This window comes from Streptomyces sp. NPDC058653 (genome assembly GCF_042716895.1).
Classification (GTDB): domain Bacteria; phylum Actinomycetota; class Actinomycetes; order Streptomycetales; family Streptomycetaceae; genus Streptomyces.
On record NZ_JBHXRM010000026.1, the window covers coordinates 16,159 to 31,709 of the forward strand.

The 15,551-nt window shown below is 70.7% G+C and carries 13 protein-coding genes; 3 read left to right on the forward strand and 10 right to left on the reverse strand.

The window, feature by feature from the left end; translation table 11 throughout:
• Window positions 1–27: 27 nt before the first annotated feature.
• The 5 genes from ACFWU9_RS21945 to ACFWU9_RS21965 all read right to left on the reverse strand — a co-directional run bounded on the left by ACFWU9_RS21945 (window position 28) and on the right by ACFWU9_RS21965 (window position 8,712).
• Complete coding sequence (locus ACFWU9_RS21945; protein WP_384320870.1) at window positions 28–1,425, reverse strand: NAD(P)/FAD-dependent oxidoreductase; 1,398 nt, start codon at window positions 1,423–1,425, stop codon at window positions 28–30.
• On the reverse strand, window positions 1,422–2,012 hold the full coding sequence (locus ACFWU9_RS21950; RefSeq protein WP_384320872.1) for a hypothetical protein: 591 nt from the start codon (window positions 2,010–2,012) through the stop codon (window positions 1,422–1,424). The genes ACFWU9_RS21945 and ACFWU9_RS21950 overlap by 4 nt, the downstream gene beginning before the upstream one ends.
• A gap of 192 nt (window positions 2,013–2,204) precedes the next feature.
• Window positions 2,205–7,010, reverse strand: coding sequence for an SDR family NAD(P)-dependent oxidoreductase (locus ACFWU9_RS21955; protein ID WP_384320874.1), 4,806 nt, complete (start codon window positions 7,008–7,010; stop codon window positions 2,205–2,207).
• Window positions 7,007–8,437, reverse strand: a complete 1,431-nt coding sequence (locus ACFWU9_RS21960; RefSeq protein ID WP_384320876.1) for an acyltransferase domain-containing protein — start codon at window positions 8,435–8,437, stop codon at window positions 7,007–7,009. The genes ACFWU9_RS21955 and ACFWU9_RS21960 overlap by 4 nt, the downstream gene beginning before the upstream one ends.
• Before the next feature lie 41 nt (window positions 8,438–8,478).
• Entirely contained in the window at window positions 8,479–8,712 is a 234-nt protein-coding gene (locus tag ACFWU9_RS21965) for a DUF5988 family protein (RefSeq protein ID WP_384320878.1), read from the reverse strand.
• A gap of 505 nt (window positions 8,713–9,217) precedes the next feature.
• Here ACFWU9_RS21965 and ACFWU9_RS21970 point away from each other — a divergent pair.
• Window positions 9,218–10,270 (forward strand): aldo/keto reductase, encoded by a 1,053-nt coding sequence (locus ACFWU9_RS21970; RefSeq protein WP_384320880.1) that lies wholly within the window; start codon window positions 9,218–9,220, stop codon window positions 10,268–10,270.
• 109 nt (window positions 10,271–10,379) lie between these two features.
• Here ACFWU9_RS21970 and ACFWU9_RS21975 read toward each other — a convergent pair whose 3' ends face one another.
• Window positions 10,380–10,778 carry a GNAT family N-acetyltransferase gene (locus ACFWU9_RS21975; RefSeq protein ID WP_384320882.1) on the reverse strand — a complete coding sequence of 133 codons (399 nt, stop codon included), beginning with the start codon at window positions 10,776–10,778 and terminating at the stop codon, window positions 10,380–10,382.
• A 139-nt stretch (window positions 10,779–10,917) separates the two neighbouring features.
• Here ACFWU9_RS21975 and ACFWU9_RS21980 point away from each other — a divergent pair, with 139 nt between their 5' ends.
• Window positions 10,918–11,283, forward strand: coding sequence for a nuclear transport factor 2 family protein (locus tag ACFWU9_RS21980; RefSeq protein ID WP_384320884.1), 366 nt, complete (start codon window positions 10,918–10,920; stop codon window positions 11,281–11,283).
• A 78-nt stretch (window positions 11,284–11,361) separates the two neighbouring features.
• On the opposite strand, the gene ACFWU9_RS21985 is transcribed toward ACFWU9_RS21980, so the two are convergent.
• Window positions 11,362–11,928: an NADPH-dependent FMN reductase gene (locus ACFWU9_RS21985; RefSeq protein WP_384320886.1), complete on the reverse strand. Its 567-nt coding sequence runs from the start codon at window positions 11,926–11,928 to the stop codon at window positions 11,362–11,364.
• An 85-nt stretch (window positions 11,929–12,013) separates the two neighbouring features.
• On the opposite strand from ACFWU9_RS21985, the gene ACFWU9_RS21990 reads away from it, so the two are divergent.
• Window positions 12,014–12,526 (forward strand): MarR family winged helix-turn-helix transcriptional regulator, encoded by a 513-nt coding sequence (locus tag ACFWU9_RS21990; RefSeq protein ID WP_384320888.1) that lies wholly within the window; start codon window positions 12,014–12,016, stop codon window positions 12,524–12,526.
• Between the two features lie 142 nt (window positions 12,527–12,668).
• Here ACFWU9_RS21990 and ACFWU9_RS21995 read toward each other — a convergent pair whose 3' ends face one another.
• Genes ACFWU9_RS21995 through ACFWU9_RS22005 form a run of 3 tightly spaced genes read right to left on the reverse strand, consistent with a single transcriptional unit; the run spans window position 12,669 to window position 15,336 of the window.
• A complete protein-coding gene (locus tag ACFWU9_RS21995; protein ID WP_384320890.1) occupies window positions 12,669–13,421 on the reverse strand; it encodes a PIG-L deacetylase family protein in 753 nt (250 codons plus the stop codon).
• Window positions 13,418–14,167, reverse strand: coding sequence for a DUF1796 family putative cysteine peptidase (locus tag ACFWU9_RS22000; RefSeq protein ID WP_384320892.1), 750 nt, complete (start codon window positions 14,165–14,167; stop codon window positions 13,418–13,420). Before ACFWU9_RS22000 ends, ACFWU9_RS21995 begins: the two co-directional genes overlap by 4 nt.
• Before the next feature lie 8 nt (window positions 14,168–14,175).
• Entirely contained in the window at window positions 14,176–15,336 is a 1,161-nt protein-coding gene (locus ACFWU9_RS22005; RefSeq protein WP_384320894.1) for a hypothetical protein, read from the reverse strand.
• Window positions 15,337–15,551 lie beyond the last annotated feature (215 nt).

The following is a 15,551-nucleotide window of genomic DNA, read 5'->3' on the forward strand; positions in this document are numbered from 1 at the left end:
TTGGCTCGACGGGGGGCGGCAGGCGGTTCATGAGACTGCCCGGCCGGACGGCTGTTCGACCGGGCGCCGCCTGCCCCGTATCAGCGTCGCGGCGATACGGGTCACGGCCCGGGGTGCGAGGAGCACCCTCACCCCGGACACCATGTGCATGACGCCGAGGAAGCGGCGGTACATGTCCGCTGAGGCGGGGGCCGATTCCAGCCAGGCGTCCATCAGACGGTGCAGGACCTTGGCACCGGCGGGGAGCGGCCCGGGCTGCCAGCCCCGGTCCATCGTGGTGGACAGGAGCCAGGCCCGGCGGATGATCCGGGCCTGTCGGCGCCGGTGCCCCCGTAGGGCGCGGTGCAGCCCCCGGTGTCCCCGGGCGGTGAGCATGTCGCGCAAGAGGAGTGCCTCGTTGGCGGCGACCGTGATGCCCTGGCCGTAGATCGGGTTGAAGACGCAGTTTGCGTCCCCGACGACAAGAAGACCGCGAGGCCAGCGCGCCAGACGGTGGTACATGCGCCAGGCATTGACGGTGTTGCGGTAGCAGTAGATCGGGGACAGCGGAGGCAGGTTCTTGACGACGTCGGTGAGCCCGATCCGCAGGGAGTCGGCGAACCGCAGGAACCCCTCCTCGTCGCCCGGCGGGAGGTCACCGCCGGCGCCCTGGAGGGTGCACAGGAGCTGCCGGTTCTCAATGGTCAGGCACACACAACCGCGAGACGCCGTGGGGGGACGGGTGAACTCGACCAGCACGTTCCAGTCCAGCTTCACATCGTCCGGGATCGCGTACCTGCGTGTGGCGTAGCCCAGGCGGGGGTCCACCGTGCGGGTACGGGGCCGGGGCAGCCCGCAGGCCGCCATCCACTCGGCCAGGTGCGAACCACGTCCGCCGGCGTCGATCACGAGATCGGCGTCGATCACATGAGGGCCTTCGCCGCCACTGTGCCGGTGCGGTGCGACACGTACGCCGGTCACCAAGTCCCGCGCGGCGTCGTGCACGAGCCCCGTGACCGCGTATCCCGGCCGGTGGACGACACCCGGCAGCGCGAGCACCTCGCGGCGTACGGCCGCCTCCAACATGGGCCTGCTGACGGAGCGGCACATGATGCCGGTAGGGATCGGCGCGGCGAATCCCTCGCCGAACAGCATCCTGGAGCGCAACCCGAAGTCGAAGACCGGGGCGTCCACATCGGCGAGGCCGTCCCAGATGCCGGGGAACAGCTCCTCCATCACGCGCTGGCTGCGAGCCAGCAGGAGGTGCGGATGCCGGGCCTGGGGGGTGCCGCTGCGAAAGGCGCGCTCGGCGTCGGGGGCGTCACGCTCGACAACCGTGACGCGGCTGACGAAATCGGCGAGGACCCGGGCCGTGAACAGCCCGGAGATCCCGCCGCCGACAACGACCGCGTGTCCGGGAGAGACGGCCGAGGGACGCCGCCTCATGACCTCGGCTCCTCGGTGCCGACCGGTCGAGGCATTCCCTCGCCCAAGGCCGCCGGATCCGCCGGAGGAGCGGGAGCACTCGCCAGGTGGAGTACATGCAGACTCATCCCGACGGCGATGATGTTCGCCGTGGCCACCACCGTGACTCCGCCCGACGACATCGAGGAGTGCGGGGCGCTCACGGTGGGCCAGGCCAGCAGGAAGGAGAACCCGTACCCGCTGATGAGCACCGGCAACAGCAGAAGCTTCCGCGCCACCGTGAGCCCGTCCCCCAGGACGTGCAGCAGGCTGCCGACGAACACGGAGGCGGCGGCGAACGCCCACACCGGCGTGGCCACCCCGAACGCCTCGTACAGCACCGGCTGTTCCTCGTGGGGCCACAGGTCGAGGCCGCTGAGCATGCGGGCCGCGGATTCTCCGAAGCAGGACAGCAGGCCCGCGCCCATCAGCAGAGCGAGCGCCACGTCACCACGTCGCCACTCGCGCACCGCCAGCACGGTCATGGCCATGGTCAAGGCGGCACCCACGGGCAGGATGACGGTATTGCCGAAGGAGGAGGCGCCTTCGGCGGCTGCTAAATGCTGCATTGCTTTCCTCTCGCTACGTGGCTTCGGGGCAATGACGATCAAGGCAGCGGCCTGTCCCGGCTCGCGGTACGGCGGGGCGCGCGACGGTCCGGACGCGGTCAGGGGTGCGAGAGTCGCGGACGGGGCGGAGCCACCCCCGCGCGTATCCCGCACCGTGCCGGGTGGAGCGGACCGCCGAAGGAGTGCGCCGCTTCACGGCGTCCACGCCCGATGGTCGACCTCATGGGGTGCGACCTCGTCGATCACGGCGAATACGAGGTCGCTGATGCTGACGAGCACCTGCCCCTCCGGGGTGGCCGCCACCGCCTGCTTCGTTGCGGTCGTGTACCACAGCCGAAGCCCCTCGGGGTGCGCCTGGGCCAGCCCGACATCGGTCTCGCGGGTGAACAGGTCGATGCCCGCGACCGACAGGGGCACGCCCATGCCCTGCGCCCCGCTGGGCTGGGGCGGGTAGCCGAAGAGCCGGGAGAGGGAGTCCAGGAGGAGGGCCGGGATCGCGAGACGGGCGAAGATCCCGTCGGGTTCCAAGCGCGGAGTCCACAGGGCGTCGGCACCGGCCGGGTCCGCGCCCGGCCGGGTCAGGGTGCGCCAGACACCGGAGAGCTGTACGGAGGTGTCGGGCCGTACGGAAGGGCATTCCGGCAGCGCGGGGCGCGGCGGCGGGGGTTGCTGGTGGGGGGCCGGCTGTCGTGTGCCGAGGACGACGTCGACCGAGCAGTGCCTACGATCGCGTGCCAGCACCACACCGTCGGGGGTGGTCAGATCGGAGCGCAGCTCGACCTGTACCCGCCCGTCGTCCGTCCCTGCCGCGCATACGACTCGGCAGCCGGCCGTGGCGTCCGAGGGCTCGACGTACAGCGGCGCTTCGATCGTGAAGTTCCGGAAGCCCTGGACGGAGGTGCCGGGGCGCAGTCGCAGCGCGGCCTCCGCGGCCAGCTCCAGCATCATCACGGCGGGCAGCAGGGGCCGGCCGTCCACCAGGTGCTCCCCGAGATAGCTGTCGCGGCGTGCGTCCGGGGTCCAGGACCAGTGGCCGGGCCCCGCACCGGCTTCGCCGAGGAGCCCGCCGGGAGGCAGTGGTGCCGCTGTCCAGCCCTCGCTGCCGGTGCCGTGCCGGCTGTCGCCGAGCCCGTACAGCGGAACGGGTTCGGGCGGATGGGGGGTGTTGAGTTCGGACAGGAAGGCGGCGGCCCCGTCCGCGCTGCTCATGCCGGTGACCCCGAGGGTGCGGGCGAGGTGGTCGGCGAGGTGCTTGACCATGCCTGTCTGCGCCCACAGGCCCCAGTTGACGGTGAACTCGGCCCCTCGGTCCAGGTGCTCGGCCCGTGCGGCAGCGGCGAGATACTCGTTCGCGGGTGAGTAGTCGGTGTCGCCCGCGCATCCGGTGAGCCCGCTGATCGAGCCGAAGTTGCACCACAGGCGCGGGGCCGGGTCGGCGAAGGCCCGCTTCAGATGGTGGTAGCCGAGGACCTTGACGTCGCGTACCGCCCGGAAGTCGGCCTCGGACTTCTCCTCGACGGGGGCCGAACGGATCACTCCGGCGCCGTGCACCAGGAGGTCCACTCGGCCCTCGTGGTCGTACACCTGCCTGGCCGCCCGCTCGACCTGGGCCGCGTCGCGGACATCGCACACCACGTAGTGGACCTGGTCCTCTCCGCAGAGTTCACGCAGCGTGCGCAGTGTGGAGTGGATCTCCCGACCGCGCAGCAGTGCGTCGAAGCGCCGGTTCGCAGAGGCGACCGAGGTGCCGGGGTGGGTCTTCAGTTCGCCGGCGAGATAGGTGTTTCGCGCCTTGCCCAGTTGATCGTCGCGTGTGTCGAGCAGATCGGCCGGGACCTCGTCCACCGGAGTGGTGCCGAGAAGCCAGACCCGGGGACGCGCCCGGCGAGCCAGCGCGGTCAGGCAGGCCGCGGTGGCCCCGCGCGCGCCGCCGGTGGCGACGACGACACTGTTCCCGTCCAGGGACGGCGAGGCATCCCGGCGGCTTGACGGCAGCGGCGCCGGACACACCTGCTCCACGTAGCGCACGCCCTGTCGGTACTGCACCACGGTCCGATCGCGGTGAGCGGTGCGCTCGGCGGCCAGCTGTGCGAGCGCGGGCTCCGGGGCGGCGTCGGTGACCACGGCGTGGACCGGACAGGGCAGTTCGAGGGCCAGGCTGCGCAGCAGTCCGGTGACCAGCGTCAGATGCGGGTGGGTGGTGTGACCCCGCAGCGGGTCCAGCAGCAGCGCGGCCACCGATCCGTCGGGGGGCGGGGTCATGCGCTGGACGGCGATCAGGAGGCACTCCTGGAGGCTCAACAGCCTCGGGGGAGGCGGCGCGGGCCAGGAGTTGTCCGGCAGGCGGGCGGACCCGATCACCAGCAGATCGAGCGGGGTGTTCGGTATGCGGGCCAGCGCCCCTTCCACGGCTCGGTGTTCACGTCCCGGCGGTACGAAGGAGACGTAATCGCCCGGGAGTGTGCCGGGGTCGGTACTGAGGATGTACGAGCCGCAGGAGCCCGCCTGATCCGCCATGTCCTGTGCGGTAGCCGCGCTGTCGGTCAGGATGAGCGAGAAGGGACGGATCGCGGGCGCGGCCGGGTCGGCCGGCTCCGCGTCGAGCCGTCGCATGGCCACCACCGCGCGGTTCTCCACCGCGCCGCTCTCCGACTGCCGGGAGGTGGAGGGGCTCCGTGCCACCACGATCCGGGGGCCGGTGTCCCGGTTGCCCAGAGCCAGGGTCGGCTCCTCGGCGTACAGCGCGCGCAGGACCGCCACGGCACCTTCGGCGCCCAGGAAGTCGTACGCCTCCTTGGACGGTTCAAGTTCCGGTATCCGCTTATCGGTGCGCTCGTCCCGGGACACACTGCGTATGTGCGCGAGGACGTCCCAGCCGTGCTTGTCGGCCAGCGACCGACGCGTGAGTACGAGGAGGACGGCGCCCTCGTTGATGGGTTCCTCACCGGCGCCGGTGAGTTCCCGGGCGATCGGGCCGCTGTCGCCGTTGACCCCGAAGACCAGGGCCAAGTCCAGCTCGCCCGAGGCCAGGTACCGGGAAGCGGTGTGCAGTGCGGCCTGGGTGGAGGCGCGGCCGGCGTCCAGGGCAACCGCCATGCCTCCCAGGCGGTGCCGGTTGGCGACCTGGCAGGCGATCACATTGGGCAACTGGCCCGGCATGCTGGCGTCGTTGGCCGCGGGAAGCCGCTCGCGCAGAGCGTCCACGTAGGCCGACAGTCGCTCCGGGCCCTGGTGACCGCCCTCCGTGTCCTCGGCGCTGGCCGCGATCAGATCGTCGGCGGCGACCCTGACCGTGTACTCGCTCATGGCACGCGTGGGACCCATGTGCCCGGTGAACACGCCCGTGGTCTCACCGTAGGGCGCCCACAACTCCCCATACTCCTCGACGAATTTAGAAGTCGCCGCGATCGCCATCAAGTGCGTACGGTCGATGCTCCGCGCGGTGACGGGAGGCATCCGCAGCTGCTTGAACGGCGGCAGAGGATAGCTCGCGCCGAAGGTGGGCTGCGGGCCCGCGCCTTCGCCACGCAACCACGCGATGGTGTCCTCACGACCGGTGTGACCCGGCAGTTGGGCGTGCCACCCCACCAGGACCACGGGGTCGCGCGCCGTGGACGTGTCGTCCAGAGCGGCATCGGCCGGGAGCGCGCGCGGGACGGGTCCCTCCCGAGCCTCGGCCCCGTGCACGAGGAGATGGGCGTTGCTGCCTCCCAGGCCGTAGGCGCAGACTCCGGCCGTACGGACCCGGCCGTCACGGCGCGGCCACGGGGTGTCGTGCACCGGTACGGTGAGCCGCCCGGCCCTGACACCCTCGCGCAGTTCCTTGAAGTAGCGCTCGCCCGGGATGGACTGGTGGCGCAGGGCGAGCAGCGCGTGAACCACCGAGATCGCGCCTGCGGCCCAGGCACCATGTCCGACCAGGCACTTGTTCGAGGTAATCAACTGCGGGCTGTCTCCGGCGAGTTCGGCCAGCCCTTCCAGCTCGGTGGTGTCGCCGGCGCGCGTCGCCGTGCCATGTCCGACGATCCAGTCCACGGTTTCGGGACGGGTGGCGTTGACGGCGCGGGCACGCCGAACCGCACGCTTCTGTCCTTCGAGGTCGGGGGCGACGATGCTGCCGACGCCGTCCACGGACGCGCCGAAGCCCCCCAGAAGACCGAGGATCTCGTCTCCGTCGGCGAGAGCACGATCCAGACGCTTGAGGGCGACGATGGCGGCGGCGTCCGAGAAGAGGCTGCCATCGGCCTCGGCGTCGTAGGCGCGTACCTGCCCGCTACGGGAGAAACCCTGTGCCTTTGAGAAGAGGACGAGGTCACGGCGGGGCCCGGTGTTGGTGCCGCCGCAGAGCACCAGGTCCCGTTCGCCCGACAGCAGACTCTTGACCCCGAGGTCGATGGCGTACAGGGCGGACGAACAGGCCGTGTCGACGGCCTGGCACTCGGCCGCCGAGGAGAGGATGCCCTCGCAGGCGGCTCGGATCACGACGTCCGGGAAGACCGAGCGAGGGTCCGCGGGGGCGTGCCGGTAGCGGGGCTCCAGGCGTTCGCGCAGCGCCCCCGGCCGTGGTGCGCCCCGCTCCGCGTCGGTGACGGCGGCGAGCAGAGTGGCTTCCTCGAGCTCAAGACTGCTCGGCGGAGTGCCCACGTAGCAGGCCGTGCGGTCGTCGCCGGCGCGCACCACGTGGTCGAGAGCCTGCAACAGACAGTGGCGCAGAAGACGGGTGGTGCGGCCCCCTCGCGTCCCGTGTTCCCGCTCCTCCGCCGCGAGTCGGGGGTGCGGAGTGAAGTCGCCGATGAACCCGGCGGCGCGCACGTAGGACTTGTCCTCGGCCTTGACGTCGGTGGAGAACCAGTTGTCGAGGGAGAAATGCTCCGGCTCGTCGAAGATGTTCTGATCACCGTGGAGGAGCTGCCAGAACTCCTCCGGGGTGCTGGCCTGGGGGACGACGATGCCCATGCCGACAACGGCGACGGACGAGCCGGTGTCGCCGGGCGTCATGCCGCCGCTCCTTCGGACGTGGCTTTCGACTTTTCTCCGTCGGCCAGCAACAGGAGCAGATCGGCCAGCTTGGGCAGGGTGTTGTACTCCCTGATCCGCAGGTCGGCGGGCGGGGTGGGCAAGCTGTAGCGGTCCAGAATCCTGACCAGGAGTTCGGTCTTCTTGACCGAGGAGATGCCGAGGTCGGCTTCAAGGTGGGCGTCCGCGGTGAAGACCTCTTCCGGGTAGCCGAGGACACTCGCGAACACCTTGCGCAGCTCGGAGAGCAACTGGTCGCGCTCGGGCAGCGCCGACGGGGAGGACGCCGAGGAGGACGGTCGCGCCTCCGGCGCATCGGCGGGTGCGGGAGTCCGTTCCTCCGCGCGGGCGGGTGCCAGGTGCGAGGTCGGGTCCGGCGCGGGAGCCGGGACCGGCCGGGAAGGCTCGGGGGCCCGGACCTGGGCTTCAGGTACGGAAGCCGCGGGCCGCGACGGCTCCTTTCCGGAGAGCAGCAACGCGTCGACGATCCTGCGCGCATCGGTGACACCGGGCGGAGGCCCCAGCAATTCGACGCCTGGAGGCAGGGATTCCGCCGCGCACTCGGTCAGAAGCGCACGGGGCCCGGCTTCCAGGAACGTGCCGATACCGAATTCCGCGTGCAATTCACGGACGGCGGCGAGGTAATGAACGGAATCGGTGAGATGCCGGTCGACGATTCCCCGTACAGCGTCGACATCTCGCACCAGGTGCCCCAGCAGCGGGGACCAGACCGGAATCCGCGGAGCCTTGAGCCGGTAAGTGGCGGTCGCCGCCGCCACCTGGTCGGCCGCTCCGGCGAGCATGGGGTGGTGGTGCGGATACCCCACGAGCAGGCGAGTGGCCTGGATTCCCAGCGCCCGGGCGGCCTTCTCCAGACGCGGCAGCTCTTCGGCATTCCCGGAGACCACAGTCTGCAACGGCGCGTTGAAGAGGGACGGTTGCAGCGTCCAGCCGACCGCCGCGCAGAGGTGCCCGGCACGCCCGGCGCTGATCCGCAACGCGGTCAGCCCGCCCTTGTAGCTCCCCTCCGCGAGCGCGACCTCGCGCTCGCAGACAACGCGGGCCGCGTCGTACACCGACAGACTGCCGGCCGCTGCCAGGGCCGTGAGCTCGCCCGTACTGTGACCGACCAGGACATCGCCCGGGCGGTCCCGCGCCACCAGTTGACCGTACAGAGCAAGACCCGTCGCCATACAGGCGAGATGTAACCGGGTCGGGGTGCGGGCCAACTCCTCGATTCCGGGGCCCTCAGGGTCGTTGAGCAGCACAGAGACCGGTGGAACGCCGTACTCGCGCGCGGCCTGGTCCACCTCACGCAGCATGCCGGAGACCGCGCTGTCCGCGGAAATGCTTTTGAGAACACCTGGTGCGTAGCCGCCCAGGCCCGGGAACTGCACTGCTGTGTACATCGTGATTCCTCCTACGAGATTTGTGGGTACTTCAGTCGCCGCTACTCGGCTATGGCCGTGCTGTAGGTGAAGGAGAAGACCGGCACTAGTCGGCCGTCGATCAGATGGGTTTCACCGGTGGGCTCGAAATGCTGATGCTGTCCGTAGAACTTGACGACGAGCCGCGACGCATCCATCAGAACTCCCGCCGGTATCTGGAAAAGAGTTCCAAGCTCGGGAGGACCACCCACCAGCACGACCGTCGGTTTCGGATCGGTGTCGACCTCGCTGACCATTCACGCACCTCCGCGAAAGGGACCACCGGATTCACCGGCGGGGCGTCTACGGCAACTGCCGGAATCCCGCGCGACATGGCGGCCTCCAACGGTCCGTTGACCTGTCTCCCGTACACGCCGTGCGGGGTGTCGCGGGGCGGGCGGACTCCGGCTACAACTGCCAGTACACCGCTGCCGAGCCGGACCTCACAGGGGATCCGGGTCGTGAATGTGGCGCACTGCGCGCTACATTGCGCGATTGTGAAAAACAGGTCGCGGGCCGGACGATGCTCCGGGGCCGTCGCGTCGGCGCCCGGCCGCGCCGACGCACCAGAGATGCCGCCGCATGCATCCCGACCCGCTAACCGGCAGGTCAGAAAGGGCGCGGTGGCAGTCGTGCATCAGATGGCAGTCTTGTTACCAACCCCGTGGATCTCGTGGATGTTCGGCGGTCCGGGGCAGACTGATCGTGCCGGTCCGCTTCATCGATCGGCTTCAGCCACCGACTTCTGCCAGGGAGCGCACGATGACGGAGTACCGGAACCTCGGCCGCACAGGTGTGAGGGTCAGCCCTCTCTGCCTCGGCGCGATGATGTTCGGGGCCCGCGGCAACACCGACCACGACGACAGCGTCCGGATCATCCACCGGGCGCTCGACTCGGGCATCAACTTCGTCGACACCGCGGACGTCTACTCGGCGGGCGAGTCGGAGACCATCGTCGGCAAGGCGCTGTCCGGCGGTCGCCGGGACGATGTCGTCCTCGCGACGAAGTTCCACGGCGCCTTCGGCGACGGCCCCAACCAGCGCGGCAACTCCCGGCGTTGGATCATCCAGGAGGTCGAGAACAGCCTGCGCAGGCTGAACACCGACTGGATCGACCTCTACCAGGTGCACCGGCCCGAGCCGGACACCGACTTCGACGAGACACTCGGCGCTCTCAGCGATCTCGTCCACCAGGGCAAGATCCGCCACATCGGTACGTCCACGTTCGAGCCGTCGGCGATCGTCGAGGGGCAGTGGATAGCGGAGCGGCGCGGCCGGGAACGGGTGGCGACGGAGCAGCCCCCGTACTCCCTGCTCGCGCGCGGCATCGAGCGCGAGACGCTGCCCGTGGCACAGCGTTACGGGCTCGGGGTGCTCACCTGGGGTCCGCTGGCGGGAGGCTGGCTGTCCGGGCGCTTCCGCAAGGGCGTCGCGCAGCCCGCGTCCAGCCGCTCGGCGCAGCAGACCGAGCGCTTCGACATCACGTCCAAGGAGAACGCGGCCAAGCTGGACGCGGCCGAGAGCCTCGCGCTGCTGGCCGAGGAGGCGGGCCTGACACTGGTGGAACTGGCGGTCGCGTTCGTCCTCGAACACCCCGCGGTCACGTCCGCGATCATCGGGCCCCGGACGTACGAGCAGTTGGAGAGCCAGCTGGCGGCCGACAAGGTGCGCCTCACCCGCGACGTGCTGGACCGGATCGACGAGATCGTGCCGCCGGGCACCAACCTGTCGGCACGGGACGCCGGTTACACGCCTCCCTCGGTCGCCGACCCGGCACAGCGCCGCAGGTCCGCGGCCCCGGCCCAGTCCTACTGACCGGCCGCCGCGCCGGATCTGACGGGCTGCCGCGCCGGATGAGCCGGGGTGTACGGATTTGGCCGGGGTGTACGGCTCCGGGCCGGGCGCTGCGGGGTTTCAGAGGGGTTCAGAGCGGGATCAGCCCCGCGCGGGTCGGCCGGAAGCCGCAGGCGTCGGCGTAGAAGGCGTGCAGAGGGTCCTCGTAGTCGACATGCAGCCACTCGCAGCCGGCCGCCCGCGCCCCTTCGGTCGCCCGCGCGACCAGCGCCGTACCGACTCCGCGCCCCCGGCAGCGCCGGGAGACGACCGTGTCCAGGAGAAAGGCGTGCACCCCGCCGTCCCAGGCGACATTGACGAAACCCACGAGGTGGCCGGCTTCCCTCGCGCAGACCCACCCGAGGCTGTGCCGGCGCAGCCGTTCCACCCGGTCGGGAGCGGGCGCAGGCGGGCCGCCGAAGCCCTCGGCGTGCAGCGCGGCGAGCGCCGCGCCATCCACGTCGCCCCGCCACTCGTACGTGACCGTCATGGCGCGATCGTAGAGCCACGCGACCGGGACACCAGTGGTCGGACCACGCCCGCCCGCCGTCACCGGCATTACCTCGCGGGTAATCGACGCCCCCGCGACCCCACGGAAGAGTGGTGATCAGACGACGGAAGGAACTCACGTGTCCACTCAGAACGACGCTGTCACCCGCTACTTCGCCGCCTGGAACGCCACCGGCGACGACCTCGCGAAGGCCGTGGCCGCCGCCTTCACCGAGGACGGCACCTACACCGACCCGATGGTGGAGGTCGGCGGCCACGCCGAGATCGCGGCGGCCATCCATGGGGCCCACGAGCAGTTCCCGGGGTTCGACTTCAAGCTGTCGGGCACTCCGGACGCCCACCACCGTCTGGTCCGCTTCACCTGGGAACTGGTCTCCCGCGCCGACGGCTCCGCGCCCGCCGCGGGCTTCGACGTGATCACCCTGGCCGACGACGGCCGGATCAGCTCGGTGAGCGGCTTCCTGGACCGGCTGCCGGGCGCCTGACGAGCGCGGGCGGCGATGAGTCCGGCAGACCACCGGGTGTCTGCCGGACTCGGTCCGGGGCTGGGCCGGCTGCGGGGCTCAGGCGGCGGTACGGACCGTCTGGAGCGCCTTCGACCAGCTCACGAGCTGGTCCAGCGTGGTGTCCAGGGCGGCCTTCTGGTGGTCACCGGGCGTGAACACCGAGTAGTTCTCGAAGTCGGTGGCGAGCGTGAGCGCGACCTGCGCCCGCACGGTGGCGACCTGGAGCTCGGACATGATCAGGCGCAGGTGCTCGACCGCGCGCGTACCGCCGACGCTGCCGTAGCTGATGAAGGCCGCGGCCTTGTTGTTCCACTCGCCGTAGAGGAAGTCGATGGCGTTCTTCAGGGCGCCGGAGGTCGAGTGGTTGTACTCGGGGGTGACGAAGAGATAGCCGTCGAAGGAGGCGATCTTCTCGGCCCACGCGAGGGTGTGCGCGTTCGCGTACTGACCCAGGGACGGCGGGATGGCCTCGTCCAGGTGCGGCAGCTTGAAGTCCGCGATGTCGACGAGCTCGAACTCCGCGTCGCTCCGCTGCGAGGCGATCTCCTGTGCCCACTTGGCGACGGCCTCGCCGTTGCGGCCCGGGCGGGTGCTGCCCAGAATGACCGCGATCTTCAACGCCATGACGTGCTCCTGACTTGAGATGTCAACCGACGGTGCCCAGTCTGCTCACGCTTGAAGTCTCAAGTCAAGCGGCTACGATGGTCCCATGAGCGATGAGATCTCCCCGGCAGACGACACGCCGTGGCTCTCCGCCGCCGAGCGGGAGTCATGGGTGCCGTTCAGCGGGATGCTCCTCGGTCTTGTCAGCGCGCTGGACGCGCAGCTCCAGAGTGACGCCAAGATCAGCTTCTTCGGCTATCTGGTCCTGGCGGGCCTCTCCGAGGCGCCGGAGCGCACTCTGCCCATGAGCGATCTGGCGGTCCTCGCCCACGGCTCCCTGTCACGTCTCTCGCACGCCGTGTCCACGCTGGAGAAGCGCGGCTGGGTCCGCCGCAGCCCCTCGCCGGAGAACGGGCGGGTGACGGTCGCGACCCTCACCGACGCCGGTTACGCCAAGATCGTCGCCACCGCGCCCGGCCATGTGGAGGCCGTCCGCCGGCTCGTCCTCGACCCGATCGACGCGGACCAGCTCGCCGCGCTCGGAAAGATCTCCACCGTCATCCGCGACTCGATGGGCTCTCCCTGCGAGTGGCCGCCCCGTCCCGGACCCGCCGGGTAGCGGGACGGCCGACCCGTCGCCCTTGTGCGCTTCTCGGCTGTGCGCGCCGACCTCTCCCGTCAGCCGTAAGGACGACCGGCGATCCCCGCCGGCCTCTCCCGTCAGCCGTAGGTATAACCGGCGATCCCCGCCGGCGGTTCCGTCAGCCGTTCCCGATGTCCTCGGCCGACTCCTCCACCGCCCAGACGCGCTCGGCACGCAGCGGCCCGTTGCGCGCGAGCACCATGCCGTGGTCCGAGGCCAGCGCGGCCAGTTGGGACCCGTAACAGACCACCGCGTCGCGTTTCAGGGACCACTGATCGTCCGTCAGCGTGAAGTCGTGCTCCACCCGCAGGGTGTGACGGCTCGTCATGTCCTGGTAGGCGAGCCCGTACAGATGACTGACGCTGAGCGCCTCGTCCACCGAGGCGGATCCCCATTCGTCCAAGTGCCCGGTGTACGGGAGGTCCGCGTACACCAGCGGCACCGCGCGGCCGAGCTTCGCGGCCACCGCCAGCGCGCGGTCGCGGACCCTCTCGTGGTCCCGCTGATTGGTGCCCATGGGTATCAACAGCAGGGTCTCAAGGGGCAGTTCGGCCAGGCAGGTGTCGATCCCGGTGAGTTCCGTCCCGTCCCCGTAGGGCCCGTCGGGGTGCTCCAGGGCCACGCTCTCGACGCCGAGGAGAGCGCATGCCCGCTCGTCCTCCACACGGCGGGCGCGGTACGCCTCCCGCGCGGTGGAGAATCCGCAGACACTGTCCCACCAGGAGACGGGGTGGTGGGACGCGGGCTCGCCGCCGTACACCGTGACGACCCTCACCGGGGCCGGGAGTTGGGGAATGAGCCCCGCCAGTGAGAGCACGGCGTCGTCGAAGTGCGGCGAGAGGATCACGGTGGCGGGGTGCGGGGGCGTCATGCGGGGTGTCTCCTCGGGTGTGGGGTGGGCCAAAGAGGTTCGGGCGACATCTGTACGGCGCTGAACACCCGGTCCCACTGGGCGTCGTCGCCCTCCCAGCGGCCGGGGGCCTCCGCCACCGTCCCCCAGGCGATTCCCGGCGGGAGATCAGCGGCGTCGGCGGGCGGTGTACGGCGCAGCCACAGCAGCGAGAACCGCTGAGCGGGGTGCGCCGTGGCGATCACATGACGCAGCCGGCGCAGATCCCTCGCGGCGCATTCGTCGAAAGCGTCGTGGTGGACGTAGAGCACATGGGCGGGAGATTCGGCCAGTGCGCGCCAGCGCTTTGCGAGCGCGGCGAACTTGGCCCGGACACCGTCGAGTTGGCGGTCGATGTCGTCCTGGGTGAGGGGCTGCCCGGCGGTCGGCCTGAAGTTGTGGAAGAACCGGATGTCCGAGCCGCGGTCGAGCGCGCAGAGCCCGTCGCTGAAGGGCTCCACCATGCCCGGCCGCAGTACGTGGGCGAAGTCGTCCGCGATGGTCTCGACCACCGCATCGAAGTCGAGGTCGAGCCAGTCGAAGAAGTGCGCCGAGTCGTTCCCGGTGATCCGGCGGATCTGGTAGGTCGACTCACAGTGGTACCCGAGCCCCACGCACACGTCGTACGCGTCGGACTCGGCCGGCCCGGCCGGGGCTCCCACGAGGTCCGTGCCGAGCCCGGCCCCGCGCGCGCCACGTGCCGGGGCAGCCGGTTCCGTCTGCGTCATGGCGGCCCTCAGCCGGCGACGCGCCGGAGCAGGAGGCCCTCGCTGCCGCGTTTGATGAGATAGGCGCGGCCCGCGCAGACGGTCTCCACACGCGGTGGGACCAGCCGGACGCTCTCCGCCTCCCGCCAGGTCGCGGACGCCGCGAGCCAGGGCCGTACGCGGCTGTCCATCGCGTCCGGTTCGAGGGCGACGAAGACATGGTCGGTGGGCAGCCGGTCCAGCAGGGCGAGGTCCTGGCCGTAGTAGAGCATCTCGATGAGCAGATGGGCTCCCGCGCGCTCGTGGCCCTCCCCGGTGAGATCCGCGAGGTCGGCGGCGGAGACCCGCACATTGCCCGTGCCCCTCACCGCCTCCGCGAGCCGCGTCCTGAACAGCGGGTTGGGCTCCGTGGCGTGCACGTGGCCGCCGGCCGCCACCAGACGGTGTGTCAGGGCGCCCTCGCACGCGCCCACTTCGACGAGCGACTCGCCGGTCTCGGCGCGGTGCCCCAATACCCAGGCGGCCGTGGCGTCCAGCCGGTCCTTCTCGTACGGGGAACTGCCGAACTCCCAGGGATCCGCGATGGACGCGGCCTCGTCGTCCAGGCTCGCCAGCAGGGCGAAGAGCCGTTCGCGCTCATCGGCGTCGGCGTGGAAGAAGCGCTCGGTGGCGGGGATACGGGGTGTCTGGACCACGTACTCCGCCGAATCGGCGGAGAGCAGGTGCTCGCAGGCCCGGTTGACGAAGTCGAGCTTGGTGGCTATCAGTTCGCGGTCCAGCGAGCGGTCGAAGTCGCTCACGACCTGGAGGAACGGGGAGTAGCCGACGGCGTGCCGCACATCGCGGTCCGCGCAGCGGATCGCCGTGTCGCGGCCGACCTTGCCCCGGCTCCGCCGGTTGTCCGCCGGCGAGTGGGTCCATAGGCGTGCGTCGCGGTCACCGCCGGCCGCGCTTACGGCGCCGCGTACGAGCTCCGCGAGCGCCACGGGACCGGGCGAACCGGCTCCGTCGTCGGCCGGACGTACGTGCCGGGCGATGTCGGCGAGCCGCTCGGCGGCACTCCGCTCGGCGGGGAAGGCGAGAGTCCGGCCGTGATCGGCGAGGACGAGGGCGGCCTCTCCGTCGGCGAGAACGGACAGGAAGTCGAGTACGGCGTCTTCGGCGCGGAGCACAACAACGATGTCGATCACAGGATCGGTCCTCTGTACGGAACGGACGTGCCGCAAGTGGCACACGCTAGGTCTAGACCACTGCGTGGTGCAAGGGACCTCCCGCCCGGAAGGTTGTGTCTCGGCCTACCCCATTCCGGCCGCGGCCGGACCCGACCGGACACCCCACCCGACGGATCCACGGGCGCCGGCCGGTGCCCGCCGCGGTTGACAGGGGGCTTCCTGGTGAGAGCCTT

Excerpts from the sequence above, each read along its gene's own strand:
- ACFWU9_RS21945 (WP_384320870.1), bottom strand. The coding sequence starts at position 1,425 with ATGAGGCGGCGTCCCTCGGCCGTCTCTCCCGGACACGCGGTCGTTGTC.
- ACFWU9_RS21950 (WP_384320872.1), bottom strand. The coding sequence starts at position 2,012 with ATGCAGCATTTAGCAGCCGCCGAAGGCGCCTCCTCCTTCGGCAATACC.
- ACFWU9_RS21955 (WP_384320874.1), bottom strand. The coding sequence starts at position 7,010 with ATGACGCCCGGCGACACCGGCTCGTCCGTCGCCGTTGTCGGCATGGGC.
- ACFWU9_RS21960 (WP_384320876.1), bottom strand. The coding sequence starts at position 8,437 with ATGTACACAGCAGTGCAGTTCCCGGGCCTGGGCGGCTACGCACCAGGT.
- ACFWU9_RS21965 (WP_384320878.1), bottom strand. The coding sequence starts at position 8,712 with ATGGTCAGCGAGGTCGACACCGATCCGAAACCGACGGTCGTGCTGGTG.
- ACFWU9_RS21970 (WP_384320880.1), top strand. The coding sequence starts at position 9,218 with ATGACGGAGTACCGGAACCTCGGCCGCACAGGTGTGAGGGTCAGCCCT.
- ACFWU9_RS21975 (WP_384320882.1), bottom strand. The coding sequence starts at position 10,778 with ATGACGGTCACGTACGAGTGGCGGGGCGACGTGGATGGCGCGGCGCTC.
- ACFWU9_RS21985 (WP_384320886.1), bottom strand. The coding sequence starts at position 11,928 with ATGGCGTTGAAGATCGCGGTCATTCTGGGCAGCACCCGCCCGGGCCGC.
- ACFWU9_RS21990 (WP_384320888.1), top strand. The coding sequence starts at position 12,014 with ATGAGCGATGAGATCTCCCCGGCAGACGACACGCCGTGGCTCTCCGCC.
- ACFWU9_RS21995 (WP_384320890.1), bottom strand. The coding sequence starts at position 13,421 with ATGACGCCCCCGCACCCCGCCACCGTGATCCTCTCGCCGCACTTCGAC.
- ACFWU9_RS22000 (WP_384320892.1), bottom strand. The coding sequence starts at position 14,167 with ATGACGCAGACGGAACCGGCTGCCCCGGCACGTGGCGCGCGCGGGGCC.